The organism is Rhodococcus sp. P4_C10, from assembly GCF_056402135.1.
Genome location: NZ_JBFUHZ010000044.1, coordinates 1 through 20,699 on the forward strand (window position 1 = coordinate 1; position 20,699 = coordinate 20,699).

Here is a 20,699-nt window from a genome sequence, read left to right on the forward strand (position 1 = left end):
GCGAACAAACTCGCGGTAGCTCTGGGGGTACCCGCCGCCGTCCGGGAAACGGAACGAATCGAGTGCCTCGAAGTCGACATGCTCGAACGAGGGGGATTCAGGCGCGGGGACACTCATGACTCGATTATGGTCGGGTTGCTGGAGCCACGTCCCTGGAGCCAGATGGAGTGACGGCGGCGACCGTCGGTCCCACACCAGGAACACGGCGCGTTCGTGTCCGGACACTGCAGGGATCCGGCAGTACTCCTCGCCCGACATCGGACGCCAGTTGACCGTAGACATCGCAGGTAGAGCCCAGGATCGCGTCGAACCGCGCTAGTTAAACTAGCGTCGCGTTTCGCTAATCTTCGCTGCAAGTCGACAACCGAACCGGTGGTGTAGGTTCCGGATCTACTTGTCCGATCGACCTGCGACTTTCAAGAACTTCCACGATACTTGTCCCAGAAATTCCGGGCGAAGATGTCCATTGCCACAGCCCTGGTCCGAGTCGATGCCACACCATCGCAGCCATGCTTACTCGCGATCTCCACCGTCACCGCTCCGCGACCGCAAGAGACCGTCACCGCGGACGCTGCAGGCACTCGGTGCCGGTTCGTGCCAAGCATCGTGGTTTCGGGCAGCCGTGCGACCGACCGACAACGATCACTAGCCCGGTACATTCGGGCGATGACGACCTTCACCGAGGTATGGCGTGCGTATATACCGCTCCTTCGTGACGTCGCACTGGCTACTGCGGCGGCTGTTCGCCCGCCACAGGGCCTGCTGGATCGACAAGAAGCGGAGAGGACGACAACCCCGTGGACAGAGGAGTTGCGCGAGGTCTACTCCCTCCACGACGGAGTGGACGTGCCCGGCATCGTCGGCGCAGACACCCGCTCACCGGCCTCGTCGCGCGGTTCCGCAGCCTCCGCGAGATACGGGCCACCACCAACGGATCCGCCGGCAACACCTGATATCTCCACGCCGAGCAGCAGCGTTCGAAGCGTCGCCAATCCGACACGTACGCCCGCCGGGTGTTCTCCGACTTCGACGCCCCCACCGCCCGACCCACCAGCGCGGACTCGGCGGTCAACACCACCGCAGGTGCACTTGCGGTGGTGTTGACCGCCACCAGCCCCTGTCTGGGGTCGTCACCACCATCGGTGTCGCGCAGCATTACCCGAGCAGGTTTGACGGTCACACCGACACTCCCGCGGACGACCAGACAACTTCCGCGACTGGGTCGCGATAACTGCAAGACGGGGCCGAGTGATGGTTAACCATGAGTACCATCACTCTGGCCCATAGATCATCTACTCGGACATGAAGGCGATGGACTCTGGCGTTCTCATGCTCGCGGTGGGGGGGTGAACTGTCTTCTCGACAACCGTGAAGTCAAGGTATCCCAGGCGTGCAAGCGGACGCATCTTCTCGATGTCGAGCATACCGTCGGTGAGGAAGTTCTCATCGATGTGGATTCCGATCACCTGGGCGATCAGCAGGTAGGTGGACGACTCAGGTGTGGCACCAGGCAGGAAGATCGATTGCTGAAGCTTGCATTCGAACTGCACCGGGGCTCCGGCCACGAGCGGAGCCTTGATTAGCGTCGACGGGACGGACTCCAGCCCTGCGTAGTCGAACTCACTGACGGCAGGGGGGAGGTCATGATTGGTCATGACGATCTCGTCGAAATGACGCTCGGTGGCCATGCTCCAGCCCAGTTCGCCGGTTGCCATCGCGTTGGCGGCGGTGTCCTTCGGGCGACCGTCCGGTTGGCAGTTCACCGCCACTGAGATCGTCGGCGGGTCCCACGTCACGTTCTGAAATTGACTGTAAGGGGCTAGGTTCGGCACTCCGTTCGCGTCCACCGTCGACATCCAGCCGATAGGTCGCGGCACACAGGACGCCTTGAATGGGTTGTACGGCAGTCCGCTCGATTCGACTTCCGGCCTGTAGAACATCTGCATCTCCTGTCCGAAACCGGCACCATGCCAGCAACCAGCTAACTTCAGTATTTGTAGCAGAGTAGCGACATCAGTCGTTCGATGTTAAACAAAGCGCGCAAAGCTAACTCTTCAGCACAGGCGTCCACGCGACCCAACGGATCCGACCATATGGCGACGGCTGGGCCTGAACGAACGTTCCCGACCGAAACTGAATGAATGCAGTCGATCGTCGCGACACCCCGATGACTGAGGTGTTGATGAGAAGACAGGCGGGATGGATGAATGAACTCACTGGCCGGGCGCGATGAATTGACTAGGTTCATCACCGCCGTTTCGGCGCGGAATCCAGCCCTTCAAATAACCAGTGGGGCTTGACCATCGAGTCGTCAGAAGTAGTCCCCAATCCGGTTCACTGTCCGCGACGGCGCAGCGGTAGAGCTTGCGTTTCACGGCGCGGTTTCCGGTGAGGTCGGCCAGTCGCAGCTCGTTCGGTGCGCGTGCGCGGCGGAGCCTCGCGCAACCAGGTCGTCGGTGGGTCGGCGGGCCTCAACCGGGTCTTGGAGTCGCTGACGGTCACTCTGATCGACAAACGCCCGCACTCAGAAGTAGATACTGTTATTGAAGTGACCTGGAGCTCACAGGTGGGACTCAGACCAAGTGCGACTTCCAATGCACGGTAGTCGTGTTCGAGGGGCAAAGCTTCGCCGCGACCAACCAATCGACAAACCTCAGTGGCGGACCGGCGACATCACAGGGGCACCGGCAACGGGTCTCAAAGACGCTTGGCCAAAGATGAGGCGCACCACGGAGGAGCCCCCTCGTCTCATCGGGGAAGCAGCGAGCGCAGCGTAAGGATCAGGAAGATTGACATCGCTAGAGCCGAACAACGGGCGACGGCGCGGTGGCCTTCTTCAATGTAGGCAGATCGTTCGGATCTACGAGAGTCTGGATTCACACGAGCAGCTCGAGCTTGAGGCTGCGCTCTCCCGAGAGTCACACGCGTTTCAGGTCGGGGCTACCTGGACCGGGCATCTTCCGATGCTGGGTGCGATAACTACATCTATCGACGGTCACCCACAGAAACCCACGAGTGACTGTGGGTGAGGATAGTGCCCCGCGGGGTGGTGGACTTCGGATCAGGTTCGAGATCGCATAGTGATCAACGAGTCAGGTTGAATGCTAACTGATTTCGAGTGTGGTCGACATCCTCTCGGCGGGTGTGGTGGCGGCGTGTTCCTTCGTGGCGATCACGGCTCGGAGTTCGTCCATGCTGACGTCGGAGACGTAGCGGCGGGTGACCTGCCATTCGTCGTGTTGCTCGATCACCACCGCGGTCGCCAGGCGTAGGAACGCGGCCGGGTTGGGGAAGATCGGGACTGCCCCCGGTTTGGTTGACATCTGATCTGTGAGGATCACTCCTCACGATGGAAGGATGCTCCCCATGCCGAAGCCGTTCCCCGACGAGTTCCGCCGCGACGTCATCGCGGTCGCCCGCAAGGGCGAGGCCCCGCTGCGTCAGATCGCCAAGGACTTCGGAATCTCCGAAGGATGCCTATACCGCTGGCTGAAGATCGCCGACCGCGAGGACGGCGTCAGCACCGGCGGGAAGTCCACCGACTCAGACGAGTCTGCCGAGCTGCGGGAAGCCCGCAAACGGATCAAGCTCCTCGAGCAAGAAGCCGAGGTCATGCGCCGTGCCGTCGCCTATCTGTCCCGGGACGTCAACCCAAAATGATGTTCCCGCTGGTCCTTGACCTCGCTGCTGACGGAGTGCCCGTCACGGTGACCTGCCGGGTTCTCGGATTCTCCACCCAAGCGTTCTACAAATGGAAGAAAGATCCAGTCACACAACGTGATTGGGACGACGCACATCTGATCAACATCGCGCGTGCCATTCATGCCGACGATCCCGCATTCGGCTACCGTTTCATCGCCGACGAGCTGCCCGAATATGGCATCGCCGCCGGCGAGAACCGTGTCGCCAGGCTGTGCTCGCAGGAGCGCATCTGGTCGGTGTTCTCGAAGAAGCGAGGCCTGAACAGAAGGGCGGGCCCGCCGGTCCACGACGACCTCGTCGACCGCCAGTTCGCCGCTGGGCGGCCCAACGAGGTCTGGCTGACCGATATCACCGAGCACCGCACCGACGAGGCAAGCTCTACCTCTGCGCGATCAAGGATGTGTACTCGAACAAGATCGTCGGCTACTCGATCGACTCGCGCATGAGGGCGTCGTTGGCGGTGTCGGCGTTGCGTAATGCAGTCGATCAACGCGACCCGGCCGGAACGATCGTGCATTCCGACAGAGGGAGTCAGGGCGGATTCAACCGGTCGTCGCAACACCTCGATCACGGAGGTGTGCGATGGGATGTGGTGGGAAGCAGATGCCGGAGGCGCCTTCGGGTGCGCGGCGGCAGTGGGCGGCGGATCGGGCGTTGCGGCCGCCGATGCGTTCACCGGGCCGGCCGGAGCCGTCGCGTGCGGTGCAGCGGGACTTCTGGCGGCGGATCGCCTCGGGCGTGACGACGGTGCAGGCGGCGGAAGCTGTTGGCGTGTCATGGCCGGTCGGCTCCCGCTGGTTCCGTCACGCTGGCGGGATGCCACCGATCAGTCTGGACGAGCCCACGGGCCGTTACCTGTCATTCGCGGAGCGCGAGGAAATCGCGCTACTGCGCGCTCAGGACATCGGCGTCCGCGAGATCGCCCGCCGTATCGGACGCGACCCGGGGACGATTTCACGCGAGCTGCGCCGCAACGCGGCGACCCGGAGCGGCAAGCAGGTCTACCGGGCCCTGGTGGCGCAGTGGAAGGCGCAGCAGACCGCGAAGCGTCCGAAGACCGCGAAGCTTGTGGGCAACGACAGGTTGCATGAGTACGTGCAGGAACGGCTCGTCGGCAGCGTTCGGCGCCCCGACGGGAGCGTTGTCACGGGCCCGGTGACACCAGTGTGGAAGGGGTTGAACAAGCCGCATCGGCAGGACAGGAAGTGGGCGATGGCGTGGAGCCCGGAGCAGATATCGCAACGACTGAAGGTCGACTTCCCGGATGATGAGTCCATGCGCATCAGTCACGAGGCGATCTACCAGTCGCTGTTCATCGAGGGCCGTGGCGCGCTCAAACGCGAACTGGTGACTTGTCTGCGTACCGGCCGCGCGCTGCGGGAGCCTCGGGCACGGTCGCAGAACAAGCCACAAGGGCATGTCACCGCGGATGTCGTTCTCTCCCAACGCCCGGCTGAAGCTGCTGATCGCGCGGTCCCCGGTCACTGGGAGGGCGATCTGATCATCGGGACAGGCCGGTCCGCGATCGGCACGCTCGTCGAGCGCAGCAGCCGATCCATCCTTCTCGTTCATCTTCCTCGGCTGGAAGGCTGGGGAGAGAAACCACCCGTGAAGAACGGTACGTCGCTCGGCGATTACGGCGCCGTCGCGATGAACGCCGCTCTGGCGGCCTCGATGGCGAGGCTCCCCGGACAGCTCCGCAAGACCCTCACCTGGGACCGCGGGAAAGAGCTCTCCGGGCATGCCCAGTTCACGCTCGATACCGGCACAAAGGTGTTCTTCGCCGATCCGCACTCCCCTTGGCAGCGACCCACGAATGAGAACACGAACGGGATACTGCGCCAGTACTTCCCGAAGGGAACCGACTTGTCTCGGTGGTCTGCGGACGAACTCGAGGCCGTCACATTCGCTGTCAACAACCGACCCCGCAAGATCCTCGGCTGGAAGACCCCCGCCGAGGTCTTCGACGAACAGCTACGCTCACTTCAACAGTCCGGTGTTGCATCGACCGGTTGAACTCGCCCAATTTCGGTCACGGAGCTTCGTTCACGAACTGTCCTGCAACGGATTACAGGGCTCGATGGGGCGAGTCGGCGCATGCGGCGACAATGCTGCGATGGAGTCGTTCTTCGCACTCCTGCAGAAGAACGTCCTGGATCGGCAGCACTGGTCCACGCGGGAACAACTACGTCTGGCGATCGTCATCTGGATCGAGCGGACCTACCACCGCAAGCGCCGGCAACGCCGCCTCGGGAAGCTCACGCCAGTCGAGTTTGAGACAATCAACCAGACCGCACACGCGGCCTGAACCACTCAACCCCACGAGTCAACCGAAGTGGGGGCAGTCCCATCTCCACGACGTCGGCTCGGCGTCTGATCTCTTTGTTGAGGCGTTCGATCGGGTTGTTGGACCAGATCTTCTGCCAGTGCGCCCGCGGGAACGCGGTGAACGCGAGCACGTCGTGTTTCGCGGATTCCATCATCGCCGCGACCTTCGGGAACGATGAGGTGAGGGTGTCGACGACCTGGTCCCACTGGGCGGCGACCTCGACGGGGTCGGTGTGCGCGAAGATAGTTTTGACCGCGGCAAATCACGGGCGGCACGTGCTTCGAGTGCACGGCGCCTTGTAAGTTCCGCATGAAGTGCACCCGGCAGCGCTGCCATGCGACACCGGTGAACTGTTGCGTGACAGCGGCTTTCAAGCCAGCATGGGCATCGGAGACGACCAGGTGCACTCCCGACAGACCTCGGGCCTTCAATCCGATCAGGAACTCGCGCCAGAACTCCAAGGACTCGCTGTCTCCGACGGCGATGCCGAGGACCTCGCGGGTGCCGTCGATCGACACCCCTGTCGCCACGACAAGGGCCAGGGAGACCACGTGCGCACCACCCGCACCTTGCAATACGTCGCGTCGAGGAACACGTACGGGAACGTGGTGTGCGTGAGAGTGCGGTCGTGGAATCGGGAGATCTCGGCGTCGAGGCCTGCGCAGACGCGGGAGACCTCGGACTTCGACACTCCAGAGCTCACGCCCAACGCGGCGACGAGGTCGTCGACACTGCGGGTCGAGACGCCGTGGACGTAGGCCTCCATGATCACCGCATGCAGGGCCTTGTCGATCCGCCGGCGGCGTTCGAGCAGCGAGGGGAAGAACGAGCCGGCCCGCAGTTTGGGGATCTTGACCTCGACGTCGCCGCTGGTGGTCGAGATCGTCTTGCTGCGGTGTCCGTTGCGGTGCGTGGATCGGGTGTCGGTGCGTTCGTAGCGGCCGGCGCCGAGAGCCTCGGTGGCCTCGGCTTCGATCAGCTCCTGCAGGCCGGCGCGGATCAGTTCGGCGAACACGGACGCCACATCGGCGCCCTTGAGCGTGTCCAGACGACGCCTAGGCCGGCCGTTGTAGGTTCCGGGCCTACTTGTCCGAGCCGCCTGGGATTTCCAAGATCTTCCGCGACACTTGTCCACGAAATTCCGTGCGAAGATGTCCCTTTCCACAGCCCTGGTCCGAGCCGAAGCCAGCTCATCGCAGCCACGCTGACTCTCGGTCTCCACCGCCACCCTTCCGCAGCTCCAAGAAACCACCATCGCGGACGCCGCCGGCACTCGGTACCGGTTCCTGTCACCCCATCCGGGCCTCAGGTAGCCCGGCGATCGGCGCAAACGCGCCGGCTTCCGGCTTGATGGCATGGCGGCGCGCATTCGGGCCGACGTTCCCCTGAGCCGGGGTAATGCGTGTCCTTGATGTAGTCGCCGGTGCGCGGGAGATGCCTCACTCTTCGTGCCCCGCCCCGTTATCCGAGGTGTCCTTCACGCGGTGGTGTCTCCACGGTGCGGGCGGCGTCCCGACACTGGTTCGAGAGCTTCGGAATGGAGGCCCAGGGGAGAATGTTCGCCGCCAGCCTCCTCATACAGCGAGCCGTCTTGCGCCTCGGCTGTGTGTGGACGGAGACCAGAAGCGAAGGACGACATGACCGGCAAGTACTTCGAGCTGACCGACGAAACGCGAAACTACTTCGGCCACAACCTGCATCGCATCCGTGCCACACGCGACATGCCGCGGTACGGCGTCCGTAAGGGCGACGTCGGAGGGTGGGTCGAATGCGAGCGCAATGTGTCCGGGTACGCGTGGGTGTCAGGCGACGCGAGGGTGTTTGGCGACGCGTGGGTATCCGACAACGCGGAGATCTCAGGCAATGCGGAGGCCTCAGGCAACGCGAGCGTGTCCGGCAACGCGAGGGTGTCCGGCAATGCGGAGGTCTCCGGAGACGCGCGGGTATACGGCGACGCCGAGGTGTACGGCGACGCCGAGGTGTACGACAACGCGGACGTGTCCGGAGACGCGACGGTGCATGGCGAGGCGAGGGTATTCGGCGACGCGGAGGTCGAAGGCAATGCCAGCGTGTACGGCAACGCGGACGTGTCCGGCGACGCGAGGGTATCCGGCCGGGCGGAGGTGCACGGCCGAGCAACTGTCACCGAGCGCCAGGACATCCTCGTCGTCTACCCTATCGGCTCCCAGTCCGTCGCCGCGACTCTCACCCGCACCGCCGCCGGCCACAACTTATCGGTCGGGTGTTGGCATGGCGGCACCATCGACACACTCCCTGCCGAGGTATATCGGCGCTCACAGACGTGGCCAGGAACAACGCAAGATCATGCCCGCTGGCGCGCCGAGCACGAGGCGCTGGAGGCGCTGTGCCGGGCTCGTATCGCCGGGTGGAAGCGCACGGACGAAGGCCCTGCTACTGACTGTCCTGTTTAACGATCAGCAAACAGAGCGGGACTCCGGTGAGCGAGCCGATCGGATACGTCAGCCAACCGCCATCAACCAGTCCTGGCTACCCGTCCTGCACGCTGATCCTGCGAAGGCTCCCTATCTATCTAACGACTGCCGTCGCTTTATTTATTCTTATTCTGGCGTGGTGGTTTAACCCCGCGCCATGTCCACGAACCGCGAGTAGTGAAGCTGGTGTGCGACAGTGATTGTCGCGGTGGGACCACCACGGTGCTTGCCGAGAATGATGTCCGCCTCGCCGCCACGCGGGTCGTCCCGCTCGAAGGCGTCGGGCCGGTGCAGGAGCATGACCATGTCGGCGTCCTGCTCGAGCGAGCCGGACTCACGGAGGTCGGAGACCTGGGGGCGCTTGTCCGTCCGCTGCTCCGGACCACGGTTCAGCTGACAGATCGCCACCACCGGGACCTCGAGTTCCTTCGCCAGCAGCTTCAGCGAGCGGGAGAACTCCGAGACCTCCTGCTGACGTGACTCGACCTTCTTGCCGGACGTCATCAGCTGCAGGTAGTCGAGGACGACCAGCTTGATGTCGTGCTTCTGCTTGAGCCGGCGGGCCTTCGCCCGGATCTCCATCATGGTCAGGTTGGGGGAGTCGTCGATGAACATCGGCGCCTCGCTGATCTCGCTCATCCGCCGAGCCAGCTTGGTCCAGTCCTCGTCGGTCATCTTTCCCGACTTCATGTCCGACAGCTTGATCTTCGCCTCGGCCGAGAGCAGTCGCATGACGATCTCGGTCTTGCCCATCTCGAGCGAGAAGATGACGCTGGGCATGCCGTGCTTGATCGAGCAGGACCGCATGAAGTCCATGCCGATCGTCGACTTGCCGACACCGGGCCGCGCCGCCACGATGATCATCTGCCCGGGGTGCAGGCCGTTGGTGATCTCGTCGAGCTCGCTGAAGCCGGTCGGCACGCCCAGCGAGATGCCGCCGCGGGTGGCGATGGAGTCGATCTCGTCCATCGTCGGCTGCAGCAGCTCCTCGAGCGGCACGAAGTCGTCGGAGGTGCGGCGCTCGGTGACCTCGTAGACCTCGGCCTGGGCCCGGTCCACCACCTCGGCCACGTCCTGGCCCTCGGAGCCCGCGTAGCCGAACTGCACGATGCGGGTGCCGGCCTCGACCAGCCGGCGCAGGATCGACTTCTCCGCGACGATCTCCGCGTAGTAGCCGGCGTTGGCGGCGGTGGGCACGGTCTGGGTCAGCGTCACCAGGTACGGCGCACCGCCCACCCTGCGCAGCTCGCCGCGGCGCTCCAGCTCCGCCGAGACGGTCACCGGGTCCGCCGGCTCACCGCGGGAGTACAGGTCCAGGATCGCGTCGTAGACGTTCTGGTGGGCGGGCCGGTAGAAGTCGCCGGGCCGGAGCCGCTCCAGGACGTCCGCGATGGCGTCCTTGCTCAGCAGCATGCCGCCGAGCACCGACATCTCGGCCGCCATGTCCTGCGGGGGCTGACGACCGAAGTCTTCACCCGGCGCCGGTTCCTGCGGTCCCGAATAGTCCGAGTGTCCACGATCATCGACAACCGCCACGGCGATACGCCCTTCCCCACAGTTCGGGCGCCGTCCGCAGCTGCTTCCGGATCACCCTGCACGCAATAGATACGCGCACCCACCGACATCTGAATCCAGCCGGGTCCCGAGGGGTCCCGCACGGCTGTCGGCGGACGCGCCCGCTCGAGGTTATGCACAGACCAGCCCGGGGACAACACCGACTGTGTGCACAGCTGTGGATAAATTGTGGAATGCACAGGAACGGGTTGTTGATGCCCTGGGGACAACCTGAGGATAACGAGTATCACATCTCGGATCCCTGCAGGTAGCGGGCCGTTTTTTCGTTCACACCCCTGTGAATGGAAAGTCGTTCGGCGTGTCGCCGGGGGCGAGCGGCCGGGCGTGGCGCCGACTTGAACCTTCTCACACATGATTTGGCACACAGTGACATATCACACAAACTGGACGCTCGTTTAGGTTGCCGTCACAATCTCCTGGTCAGGCTCGGGAACCGGTTCCGCGGCACCCCAGCGGTCCGCTCCCCGGACAAGAAAAGGGCCCCGCAGACCGGAGTCTGCGGGGCCCTTCGTCGAGCGTGGGGTCGGACTAGCCGGCGACCACGTTCAGGTGGAACTTGGCAACGACGTCGGGGTGCAGGTTCACAACCACGGCGTGCTTGCCGGTCGCCTTGATGTGCGCCTTCGGCAGCTCGAGGCTGCGCTTGTCGACAACCGGGCCACCGGCTGCCTTGATGGCGGCGGCAACGTCGGCGGCGGTGACCGAGCCGAACAGCTTGCCCGAGTCGCCGGCCGTCTTGACGGTCAGCGAGACACCCTCGAGGCCCTCGATCGCGGCCTTGATCTCCTTGGCGTGGTCGAGTCCGCGCACGGCGCGGGCTTCCTGCGCACGGCGGATGCCTTCGACCTGCTTCTCGGCGCCACGAGTGGCGACGATCGCGAGACCGCGGGGCAGCAGGTAGTTACGGCCGTAACCGTCCTTGACCTCGACGGTGTCGCCGGGGACACCGAGGTTGTCCACGTCTGCAGTGAGGATCAGCTTCATGTCTTCCCTTTCCTTAGCGAGCCGTCGAGACGTAAGGAAGCAGTGCGACCTCACGCGAGTTCTTCACGGCAACTGCCACGTCCCGCTGGTGCTGGACGCAGTTGCCGGTGACACGCCGCGCGCGGATCTTGCCGCGGTCGCTGACGTACTTACGCAGCAGCGTCGTGTCCTTGTAGTTGATCAGCGTGTTCTTCTCTTTACAGAACGCGCAGACCTTTTTCTTCATCACCTTGTCGCGCAACGGCGGCTTCGGCATTGGTCTTCTCCGTACTTCTCAATGTTCGTTCGCGTTCGAACCCACGCTCGCGAGGAGCTGAGATCAGAACGGGGGTTCGTCGTTTCCACCACCGCCACCGAAGGAGCCGGACGCCTGGGGCGCGCTGCCCCAGGGGTCGTCTCCACCGGTGTTGGCGGCCGGGCGGGAACCGCCCTGGCCACCCGAGGAGCCGCCGAACCCGCCTCCGCCGCCGCCACCACCGCGGTTGGCCTTGTTGACCTTCGCGGTTGCGTAGCGGAGCGAGGGGCCGATCTCGTCGACCTCGAGTTCCACGACAGTGCGCTTCTCGCCCTCACGGGTTTCGTAGGACCGCTGCTTGAGCCGGCCGCTGACGATCACCCGAGAACCGCGAGTCAGGGACTCGGCGACGTTCTCTGCTGCCTCGCGCCAGATGTTGCAGCGCAGGAACAGTGCCTCGCCGTCCTTCCATTCGTTGGAATTACGGTCGAAGGTGCGGGGTGTCGATGCGACGGTGAAGTTCGCAACGGCCGCGCCCGCGGGGGTGAATCGAAGCTCGGGATCAGCCGTCAAGTTTCCGATGACGGTGATCACGGTGTCGCCTGCCATGTGGCTCCTCCTGCAGTGGGTGGAATCTGACTTGCGTCGAGCCTATGACTCGACACAGACAGACGTCACTTGTTGTGGCGCAGAACCTTGGTGCGGAGCACCGACTCGTTCAGGCCGAGCTGGCGATCCAGCTCTGCAACAGTGGCCGGGGTGGCACTGATGTCGACAACCGCGTAGATGCCTTCGCTGTTCTTGGCGATCTCGTAGGCGAGACGACGCTTTCCCCAGACGTCGACCTTGTCGACCTTGCCGCCTTCCTGGCGAACAACATTGAGGAACGTATCCAGCGACGGAGCGACGGTGCGCTCGTCCAGGCTGGGGTCAAGGATGACCATCAATTCGTAATGACGCATAAGACCTCATCACCTCCTATGGACTAGTGAAACGGTCACGGGCTGTCCGTGACAGGAGGGTCGTTGCGTCAGCAACCTTTGCAGGGTACACGCCCCGGCCCTGACCTGGGAAATCGCCCGTTTCCCGCGGAACCGCGACGGTCGGGTGCGGGAACCGCGGGCGACCGGCACCTACGCTGGCAGTCATGGGGAGTCGGGGCCGGGCGATCACGACACCGGCGGTGGTGGCGATCACCCTCACCTGCCTGCTCACCCTGCTGCTCGCGTACCTGAACAAGGCGCGCTGCGCGGGGGCGCCCTTCGAGAGCTCCGGGCGCAGCCTGGTCTTCGACCGGATCAAGGACAGCACCGTCTGTTACTCCGACATCCAGTTCCTCTGGCTCGACCGCGGCATCGACCAGCACCTGTTCCCGTACATCGGCGGCGCGATCACCGCCGGCCGGCTGACCGGCGGCACCGTCGAGTACCCGGTGCTCAGCGGGCTGCTGATGTGGTTCGGCGGCATCGGCGCGAACACCGACGCCCAGTTCCTGATGCACTCCGCGCTGATCCTGCTGCCGTTCGGGCTGGCCACCGCCTGGATGCTCGGTCGGCTCGCCGGCTGGCCGGCGCTGCTGTGGGCGGCGAGCCCGCCGCTCGTGCTCTACGGCTTCCACAACTGGGAGCTGCCGGTGGTCGCGGCGTCGACCGCGGCCGTCTTCGTGGTTGCCCGGTACGAGCGGGTCCCGCTGCGGACCCGGGGGGTCGTCGCCGCGGTCCTGCTCGCGCTCGGCCTGTGCCTGAAGATCTACCCGGGCGCGTTCCTGCTGCCGCTGATCGCGTACGTCTACACGGGCGGACGCGGCGGGCGCGAACTCCCGGTCACCGCGACGGGGCGCCGCGACCCGAGGGGTGCGCTGGCGGTGACCGCGGCGGCCGTCGGGACGGTGGTCGCGGTGAACCTGCCGTTCGCCCTGGCCGGCTACCAGGGCTGGCGCGCGTCGTTCACGTTCCAGTCCGTGCGCGAGGCCGACATCACCACCAACTCGATCTGGTACTGGGGACTGCGGCCGCTGTTCACCTCGACGGAGGGCCCGGACAGCACGTACGCGCAGGTGGTCTCCGTCGCATCGCCCGCCCTGGTCCTCGCGGCCTTCGCCCTCGCCCTGTGGCTCGGGCACCGCCGCTACCGCCGCGACGGCACCTACCCGTGGGTGGCGGTGAGCGCCGCGATGCTGTGCGGGTTCATGGAACTGCACAAGGTGCACTCGCCGCAGTACACGCTGTGGCTGCTCCCGTTCCTGGTGCTGCTGCGGGTGCCCTGGTCGCTGGTCGGCGCCTACCTGGTCGCGGACCTGGCAGTCGGGATCGGGGTGTTCCGCTACTTCGACGCGCTCTACACCGGGACCGACGCGACGACGCTCGAGTTCGTCGTGCAGGCCGGGGTGTGGGGACGCGCGGCGCTGCTGCTGGCGCTGTTCTTCCTGTTCCTGCGGGCGCCGCTGCGCCTCGAGCCCCCGCCGACCGAGCCGGACGAGGCCGAGCCCCCGCCGCCGGCCCCCGAGCGCGCCCCCGTGCCGGTCGGGGCGCTGGCCGCCGACCCGCGCTGACGCCCCTCCGCCGTCAGCCGGCGGCGACCGGAATCGGGGCCTGTGACCATGCCACCGGCCTGGCCGGCGGTCGCAGCCAGCCCGGCAGCCAGCCGGGGTGCGCGTCCGGGGCGCCGTCGAGCACCCCGCCCGCCGGGTCGTCCACCCCGCCGCGGCGCACCAGGTCCGTCGCCGGCCGGTAGATCTGCCGAATCACCAAGACGCACAGCGCCAGAACCGCGAGGTCGCGGACCACCACCGTCGCGGTGAACCACTGCTCGGGCAGCCCCTTGTTGCCGACCCCGAGGTAGTAGTACATCCGGGGGACCCAGACCAGTGCGTCGATCGTCATCCACGCCAACAGGATTCGTCGGTGCGGCAGCGCCAGCACGGCCAGCGGCACCAGCCACAGCGAGTACTGCGGGCTCCACACCTTGTTGGTCAACAGGAAGCCGGCGATCAGCAGGAAGCACAGCTGCGCGACCCGCGGCCGCCGCGCCGCCGTCAGGGCGACGTACCCGATGCCCACGCACACCGCGACGAACAGCACCAGCGACACCGCATTCAGGTTCGTCGGTGCCTCACCCCGCGCCAGCGCACCGTCGAACCCGGTCCACCCGGTGAACGAGCTGACCACGTTGTAGAGCGAATCCGGGTCCGCGCCGCGCTCGGAGTTGAGCCGGAAGAACTCCCGCCAGCCGTCCGGGAACGCCGCGGCGACAGGAAGGTTCACCGCCAGCCAGGCCGCCGCGGCGGCCGCGGCGGCGCGCCACCAGAACGCCATCCGGCCGGCCCGCAGGCACAGCACCAGCAGCGGGCCCAGCAGCAGCAGCGGGTACAGCTTGGCCGCGCCGCCCAGGCCCAGGAGCACCCCGGCGAGCACCGGCCGGCGCCGCGCCCAGGCCAGCAGGCCGCCGCCGGCGAAGGCCGTGGCGAGCGGGTCGAAGTTGGTGAAGGCGTGCACCACCACCAGCGGCGAGCACGCGACCAGGGCGGCGTCCCAGATGCGGCGGCCGGCCAGCAGCACGGTCGCCCAAACCGTCACCAGCCAGGCCAGCGCCAGGCCGAACGCGACGACGTTGAAGTACACAACCACCTGCAGCGCGCCGGGCAGCCAGTGGACCGAGTCCCACGCCTTGGCCACCGCCATGGAGCCGTACTGGTACAGGCCCGAGACCACCGGGTACTCCATGTACCGCGTGGTCACCGAGCCGTCGGCGTTGGTCTCCTCCCACGACTTCTTGTACGGGAACGCGCCCTCGTTGAGCCGTTCCGCCCCGTAGAGCGGCACGGTGTCCGAATAGCACAGCGCCGTGTACTGACGGCTGCCGCTCCAGTCCAGGCCGAGCGCGCCGTCCGGGCCGTTCGGCGCCTGCTGCAGGCAGGCGGCCTTCGTCGACCACCCCATCGCCAGGAACACCAGCGCCAGCAGCAGGATCACCCGCAGCGGCGTGAGGAACCGGGTCCGGCCGATCAGCGCGTGCCGGCCGACCGGACCGCCGATGACCCCGCTGAGCTGGGTGGTCAGTGGGTCGGTGCGGCTCGGCAGGTCCCGTCCGGGCACCGACCGGACGTCGGCTGCCAGCGGTGCCGGCGACACCACCCCCGCGTCGTCCACGGCGGTCTGTCCCTCTGAGTCCTCGGCCACCGTGGCGACGTTACCGACCGGCCAGTTCCCCGGGGTCAGTTGCGTCCCTACGGGGTGGCCTGTCGGACACCCCCACCGGCGCCACCCGTGCCGGTTCCGGTGCCTCCGCCGGTGCCGGCGCCGGTGTCGTCGTCGTCCTCACCGGCCAGCGGCTGGCCCGGTGACCGCGCGGGCGGCGGGACCGTCGTCGGGGCCGCGGTCGTCGGGGCCGGCTTGAGCCCGGGGATCGGGATGGTCACGCCGGGCAGGATCTCCACCGGACGGGTGGTCACCTCGACCGGCGGAATGGTCAGCGGCGAGGCGCTCGGCGGCGTCGTCGTCGGCGCCGCCGCGGTGGTCTTCGGCGGGGTGTACGGCGCCGTGTAGGCCGGCACACCGGCCTGGCCGGCGATCGGCTCCGGCGTCGGGAAGGACTCGACCTCGGTGCCCTTGAGCGCACCGTCCATCGTCGCCTTCCAGATGTCCGACGGCATCCCCGAGCCGTACATCAGCCCGCCCCAGCTGTTCTGCAGCGGCAGACCCTGCTCGGTGCCCACCCAGACCGCGGTCGCCAGCGACGGCGTGTAGCCGACCATCCAGGCGTCCTTGTTCTGGCCGGTGTCGCCGAGCTGCGCGGTGCCGGTCTTCGCCGCCGACGGCCGTCCGCCCGCCAGGCCGTGGTTGCGCGAGTACGCGGCGATCGGCTGCAACGCCGAGGTCACGTTGTCGGCGACCGCCGGCTTGAGCCGGGCCTCGCCCGGAACGACGGTGCCGCGGTCGAGCAGCACGGTGCCGTCGCTGGTCACGACCTTCTGTACGAAGTGCGGGGTGCGGTAGACGCCGGACGCGGCCAGCGTCGCGTACGAGGACGCCATGTCGATCACCCGGGACTGGTACTGCCCCAGCACGATGCCGTACTCGGACTGGCCGTTTGGCTCCTGCAGGGTGGTACCCGTCACCGGCGGGATCTCCTTGGGGATGCCGGCCTTGTGAGCGATGTCGGCGATCTTGTCGGGGCCGTCCTCGATGGACATCATCTGCCGGTAGAAGCTGGTGTTCAGCGACCGCTTCATCGCCTCCGCGATGGTGCACGTCCCGCAGGACTCGCCCTCGACGTTGGTGATGGTGATGTCGCCGAGCGTGAGCGGACCGCTGTCGTACATCTTCGACAGCGGGATGCCCTCGTCGAGCGCCGACGCCAGGCCGAACACCTTGAACGACGAACCGGTCTGCAGGCCGGCCTGCGCGAAGTCGTACCCGGATCCGTCGGTGCCGCCGTAGTAGGCCTTCACCCCGCCGGTCTTCGGGTCGACGGACACCACTGCGGTCCGCAGGTCCGGGTCCTCGCCCTCCATGTTCTTGGCGACCGCGTTCTCCGCGGCCTCCTGCGCCTGCTGGTCGATGGTGGTGGTGATCTGCAGGCCCTCGGTGTTGAGGACCTGCTCGTTGATGCCGTTGGCGGTCAGTTCCTGGAGCACCTGTCCGCGGATCAGGCCGGCCGGGCCGCTGCCCTCGGCGCCGGTGTCCGACTCGGAGAGCGGGACCACGTGGGGGTAGACCATCCCCGAGCGCTCACTACTGGGCAGGGTCTTCGCATCGACCATGCCGTCGAGCACGTAGCCCCAGCGCGTCTGTGCGCCGGTCGGGTTGGTCGACGGGTCCAGTCCGTACGGCTGCTGGATGCTCGACGCCAGCACGGCGCCCTCTTCGACGGTCAGCTCCTCGACGGGCTTGCCGAAGTACGCCTCCGACCCGGCCGCGATGCCGAACACGCCCCGGCCGAACGGGATGGTGTTGAGGTACGCGGCGAGGATGTCGTCCTTGGACCACTGCTGCGCCATCTTCGCCGCGATCACCAGCTCACGCATCTTCCGGGTGATCGAGCGCTCGTTGCCGACCATCGCGTTCTTCACGTACTGCTGGGTGATGGTCGAGCCGCCGCCGGCGCTCTCCTTGCCGAGCACGTTGTCGCGCGCGGCGCGGGCGAAGCCGGACACCGAGAAGCCCGGGTTGGTGTAGAAGTCGCGGTCCTCGGCGGCGAGCACCGCGTTGCGCACGTGCACCGGAATCTGGTCGATGGACACGTCGGTGCGGTTGCCCTCGGGCGGCACGATCTTGCTCAGCACCGAACTGCCGTCGGCGGCATAGATCGTCGCGACCTGGTTGGTCTTCATGTCGCCGGGCTTGGGCACGTCGACCATCAGGTAGGAGATCATGAAGGCCAGCATCGGGATGACCATCCCCAGCGCGACGAGGCCGTACGCCGTACGCCGGACGATCTTCCAACGGTTCGAACCGGCCTTCTTCTTCGGCGGCTTCGGCGGCTGCCCACCGGTGCCACCCGACCGGCGAGCCGACGGCGGCGGGCCGGTCGGCGGGCGACCGCCGGGCCCGTTGCCACCACCGGGGGCGGTCCGCGGCGCGGCGGGACGCGGAGCCGCCGGGCGCGGCGGCTGCCCGCGCACCGCGTTGCTGGGCTGCGCGTAGTTCGGCTGCGGGTTCGGACGCGGCGCACCGGCCTGCGGGTACCCGGCCGGGTTGGGCCGGCCCTGGCCTGCCTGCGGGTGCGGCTGCCGGGCGAAGTCGGGCTGCGAGTACCCAGGCTGGCGCCCGCCCGGCGGCGGGCCACTCGGCCGCGGCAATCCGGTGGGTCGACCACCCTGCCCGTTGTCGTAGGGGGAACTCACGTAGGAATCTCCAGTGCTCGCGTTGACACGGCTGTGTCACTCGGTGTCAGCCACATGGCTTTCGGTCAAGGGCTTCGGGCTCACTCGCTCGCGGTGCGCCTGCTCGGGGATCGGGGCGGTCGACTGCGGGTCTGTTTGGGTACCGGGATCGATCCGAGAACGTACGACTGCACCAGGTGGTTCCAACTGCAGGTTCGGCACACCTCGACGACGTGCACCGAGAACTCCTCCTGCGTGGTCGCCAGTCGGACCAGTTCCTCGGACGTCCGGGCCGATCCCGAGATCGCACCCAGCTTGTCCCCGAACACCCACGATACGAGCGTGAGCTGCTCTTTCCGGCAGATCGGGCAGGTGACGTCAGACGGCCGGCCGTGGAATTTCGCGGCGCGCAGCAGGTAGGGATCGGCGTCACACACTTCCTTGACGCCCGTCTGGCCGGAGTACACCTCGGCCAGCAGGGATCGCCGCTGGAGGGCGTAGTCCACCACCTGCCGCTGCAATCGCACGTGACCAGCGTACGTGGGCAAGGCCGCCCGGTCTCGGGTCGGACGGCCATTTCGAGGCGACACGCCGGGCAAATCGCCAAGAAGATCGGGGCATGCGGCGTGACGGTTCCCACAATCTCGATCGACGTCACGCACACCCATGGTTCCCGGCCGGTTCCGCAGTCCGATCCGACCCGCGCTCGACGTCACCGATGCCTCGTTCGCCGACACAGGCCGAACGGGTGTGACGTTCGGTCGATCCGGCGACACTGTCCGGGCACGACACGTCACGGACAACACAACTTTGTTCGTGTGTCCGTATATATCGGTGCGATATAGTTTGTAATCGCATCATGCGGTTAGGTTTCGACGACTCAGGAGGTGTGGCGATGCTCGAACTGGCGATTCTCGGGCTGCTCCTCGAGTCGCCGATGCACGGATACGAGCTGCGTAAGCGGCTGACCGGCCTGTTGGGGGCGTTCCGCGCCTTCTCCTACGGCTCCCTCTACCCGACGCTGCGACGCATGCAGGCCGACGGGTCGATCGCCGAGGACACCGGTCCGACGGGCACCGTCATTCGACGCGCCCGGCGTGTGTACGCGCTCACCCCCGAAGGCCGGGAGCGGTTCGCCAAGCTCGTCGCCGACACGGGACCGCAGAACTACACCGATGACGGATTCGGCGTCCACCTCGCCTTCTTCAGTCGCACCCCCGCCGAGGCGCGGATGCGGATCCTCGAGGGCAGGCGGCGCCAGGTCGAGGAGCGCCGGGAATGCCTCCGCGACGCGATCGGGCGGGCCAGCGGCTCACTCGACCGGTACACCCGCCAGCTTCACCAGCTCGGACTCGAGTCGAGTGAACGCGAGGTCCGCTGGCTCAACGAGCTGATCGCGGCCGAGAACACATCAACTGCAGCACTCAAGAAAGAAGGAGAACCCGACCATGGGTGAGAACAGCACCGCGGTGCGCGTAGCCATTGTGGGCGTGGGGAACTGTGCCTCGTCCCTGGTCCAGGGCGTGCAGTACTACAAGGATGCCGACGAGAACGCGACCGTCCCCGGTCTGATGCACGTCAAGTTCGGCCAGTACCACGTGCGCGACGTCGAGTTCGTCGCCGCCTTCGACGTGGACGCGAAGAAGGTCGGGTTCGACCTGTCCGAGGCAATCCTCGCCAGCGAGAACAACACCATCAAGATCGCCGACGTGCCGCCGCTCGACGTCCCCGTCCAGCGCGGCCCGACGCTCGACGGCATCGGCAAGTACTACGCGCAGACCATCGAGGTCTCCGACGCCGAGCCCGTCGACATGGTCGCCGCACTCAAGGCCGCCAAGGTCGACGTCCTCGTCTCCTACCTGCCGGTGGGCTCCGAGCAGGCCGACAAGTTCTACGCGCAGTGCTGCATCGACGCCGGTGTCGCGTTCGTCAACGCCCTGCCCGTGTTCATCGCGTCCGACCCGGAGTGGGCCGCGAAGTTCAAGGACGCCGGCGTCCCGATCGTCGGTGACGACATCAAGAGCCAGGTCGGCGCCACCATCACCCACCGCGTGATGGCGAAGCTGTTCGAGGACCGCGGCGTGGTGCTGGACCGCACGTACCAGCTCAACGTCGGCGGCAACATGGACTTCAAGAACATGCTCGAGCGCGAGCGCCTGGAGTCCAAGAAGGTCTCCAAGACCCAGGCCGTGACGTCGAACCTGACCGGTTCGCTGGCCGGCAAGGTCCACGACCGCAACGTCCACATCGGCCCCTCGGACTACGTCGAGTGGCTCGACGACCGTAAGTGGGCGTACGTCCGCCTCGAGGGCCGCGCCTTCGGTGACGCCCCGCTGAACCTGGAGTACAAGCTCGAGGTCTGGGACTCGCCGAACTCCGCCGGCATCATCATCGACGCCGTCCGCGCCGCGAAGATCGCGCTGGACCGCGGCATCGGCGGACCGGTCTACCCGGCCTCCGCCTACCTGATGAAGTCGCCGCCGATCCAGATGGCCGACGACAAGGCACGTGCCGACCTCGAGGCCTTCATCATCGGCGCCGAGTAAAAGCACTCAGCTGCACACTGTGGCGGTGGGCGGGTCTTCGGACTCACCCACC

Annotated in this window: 14 protein-coding genes and 4 pseudogenes; 7 read left to right on the forward strand and 11 right to left on the reverse strand. The window is 66.5% G+C overall.

Annotated elements, in window-relative coordinates; all coding sequences use genetic code 11:
* Positions 1 to 1,292: 1,292 nt before the first annotated feature.
* Together AC1DWC_RS21985 and AC1DWC_RS21990 are read right to left on the reverse strand one after the other, a co-directional pair.
* Positions 1,293 to 1,940, reverse strand: a complete 648-nt coding sequence (locus tag AC1DWC_RS21985) for a flavin reductase family protein (protein ID WP_174914123.1) — start codon at positions 1,938 to 1,940, stop codon at positions 1,293 to 1,295.
* A 1,164-nt stretch (positions 1,941 to 3,104) separates the two neighbouring features.
* Positions 3,105 to 3,335, reverse strand: a pseudogene (locus AC1DWC_RS21990) (IS256 family transposase); the annotation flags it as partial.
* Between the two features lie 31 nt (positions 3,336 to 3,366).
* Here AC1DWC_RS21990 and AC1DWC_RS21995 point away from each other — a divergent pair.
* The 3 genes and pseudogenes from AC1DWC_RS21995 to AC1DWC_RS22005 form a co-directional block, all read left to right on the forward strand.
* A pseudogene (locus tag AC1DWC_RS21995) lies at positions 3,367 to 4,241 on the forward strand (IS3 family transposase); the annotation flags it as partial.
* A gap of 64 nt (positions 4,242 to 4,305) precedes the next feature.
* Positions 4,306 to 5,718, forward strand: coding sequence for an IS30 family transposase (locus AC1DWC_RS22000; protein WP_477911489.1), 1,413 nt, complete (start codon positions 4,306 to 4,308; stop codon positions 5,716 to 5,718).
* Positions 5,719 to 5,722: 4 nt separating this feature from the next.
* Positions 5,723 to 6,010 (forward strand): annotated as a pseudogene (locus AC1DWC_RS22005) (integrase core domain-containing protein); the annotation flags it as partial.
* A 13-nt stretch (positions 6,011 to 6,023) separates the two neighbouring features.
* Here AC1DWC_RS22005 and AC1DWC_RS22010 read toward each other — a convergent pair.
* A pseudogene (locus AC1DWC_RS22010) lies at positions 6,024 to 7,079 on the reverse strand (IS256 family transposase); the annotation flags it as partial.
* Positions 7,080 to 7,668: 589 nt separating this feature from the next.
* Here AC1DWC_RS22010 and AC1DWC_RS22015 point away from each other — a divergent pair.
* The gene (locus AC1DWC_RS22015) at positions 7,669 to 8,463 is read left to right on the forward strand and encodes a bactofilin family protein (protein WP_477911491.1); all 795 of its coding nucleotides are present in this window, start codon (positions 7,669 to 7,671) and stop codon (positions 8,461 to 8,463) included.
* Between the two features lie 165 nt (positions 8,464 to 8,628).
* Here AC1DWC_RS22015 and dnaB read toward each other — a convergent pair whose 3' ends face one another.
* The 5 genes from dnaB to rpsF all read right to left on the reverse strand — a co-directional run bounded on the left by dnaB (position 8,629) and on the right by rpsF (position 12,240).
* Positions 8,629 to 10,020 (reverse strand): replicative DNA helicase, encoded by a 1,392-nt coding sequence (dnaB, locus tag AC1DWC_RS22020; RefSeq protein WP_072846102.1) that lies wholly within the window; start codon positions 10,018 to 10,020, stop codon positions 8,629 to 8,631.
* A 567-nt stretch (positions 10,021 to 10,587) separates the two neighbouring features.
* Complete coding sequence (gene rplI, locus AC1DWC_RS22025) at positions 10,588 to 11,043, reverse strand: 50S ribosomal protein L9 (protein WP_072846103.1); 456 nt, start codon at positions 11,041 to 11,043, stop codon at positions 10,588 to 10,590.
* A gap of 13 nt (positions 11,044 to 11,056) precedes the next feature.
* On the reverse strand, positions 11,057 to 11,299 hold the full coding sequence (gene rpsR, locus AC1DWC_RS22030; RefSeq protein WP_072846104.1) for a 30S ribosomal protein S18: 243 nt from the start codon (positions 11,297 to 11,299) through the stop codon (positions 11,057 to 11,059).
* 63 nt (positions 11,300 to 11,362) lie between these two features.
* Positions 11,363 to 11,887, reverse strand: coding sequence for a single-stranded DNA-binding protein (locus AC1DWC_RS22035; RefSeq protein WP_072846105.1), 525 nt, complete (start codon positions 11,885 to 11,887; stop codon positions 11,363 to 11,365).
* A gap of 65 nt (positions 11,888 to 11,952) precedes the next feature.
* Positions 11,953 to 12,240, reverse strand: a complete 288-nt coding sequence (gene rpsF, locus AC1DWC_RS22040) for a 30S ribosomal protein S6 (protein WP_072846106.1) — start codon at positions 12,238 to 12,240, stop codon at positions 11,953 to 11,955.
* A gap of 185 nt (positions 12,241 to 12,425) precedes the next feature.
* Between rpsF and AC1DWC_RS22045 the strand changes: the two genes are divergently transcribed.
* Positions 12,426 to 13,829 carry a glycosyltransferase 87 family protein gene (locus AC1DWC_RS22045; protein ID WP_477911493.1) on the forward strand — a complete coding sequence of 468 codons (1,404 nt, stop codon included), beginning with the start codon at positions 12,426 to 12,428 and terminating at the stop codon, positions 13,827 to 13,829.
* A 13-nt stretch (positions 13,830 to 13,842) separates the two neighbouring features.
* Here the strand turns inward: AC1DWC_RS22045 and AC1DWC_RS22050 are convergent, their stop codons facing one another.
* The 3 genes from AC1DWC_RS22050 to AC1DWC_RS22060 all read right to left on the reverse strand — a co-directional run bounded on the left by AC1DWC_RS22050 (position 13,843) and on the right by AC1DWC_RS22060 (position 18,628).
* Positions 13,843 to 15,456, reverse strand: coding sequence for a glycosyltransferase family 87 protein (locus AC1DWC_RS22050; RefSeq protein ID WP_477911495.1), 1,614 nt, complete (start codon positions 15,454 to 15,456; stop codon positions 13,843 to 13,845).
* Between the two features lie 47 nt (positions 15,457 to 15,503).
* On the reverse strand, positions 15,504 to 17,675 hold the full coding sequence (locus AC1DWC_RS22055; RefSeq protein WP_477911523.1) for a transglycosylase domain-containing protein: 2,172 nt from the start codon (positions 17,673 to 17,675) through the stop codon (positions 15,504 to 15,506).
* A gap of 527 nt (positions 17,676 to 18,202) precedes the next feature.
* A complete protein-coding gene (locus AC1DWC_RS22060; RefSeq protein ID WP_477843589.1) occupies positions 18,203 to 18,628 on the reverse strand; it encodes a DUF5318 domain-containing protein in 426 nt (141 codons plus the stop codon).
* Positions 18,629 to 18,996: 368 nt separating this feature from the next.
* Between AC1DWC_RS22060 and AC1DWC_RS22065 the strand changes: the two genes are divergently transcribed.
* Both AC1DWC_RS22065 and AC1DWC_RS22070 read left to right on the forward strand, forming a co-directional pair.
* Positions 18,997 to 19,557, forward strand: coding sequence for a PadR family transcriptional regulator (locus tag AC1DWC_RS22065; protein ID WP_072846135.1), 561 nt, complete (start codon positions 18,997 to 18,999; stop codon positions 19,555 to 19,557).
* On the forward strand, positions 19,550 to 20,647 hold the full coding sequence (locus tag AC1DWC_RS22070; protein ID WP_477843592.1) for an inositol-3-phosphate synthase: 1,098 nt from the start codon (positions 19,550 to 19,552) through the stop codon (positions 20,645 to 20,647). Before AC1DWC_RS22065 ends, AC1DWC_RS22070 begins: the two co-directional genes overlap by 8 nt.
* The last annotated feature ends 52 nt before the right edge of the window (positions 20,648 to 20,699 follow it).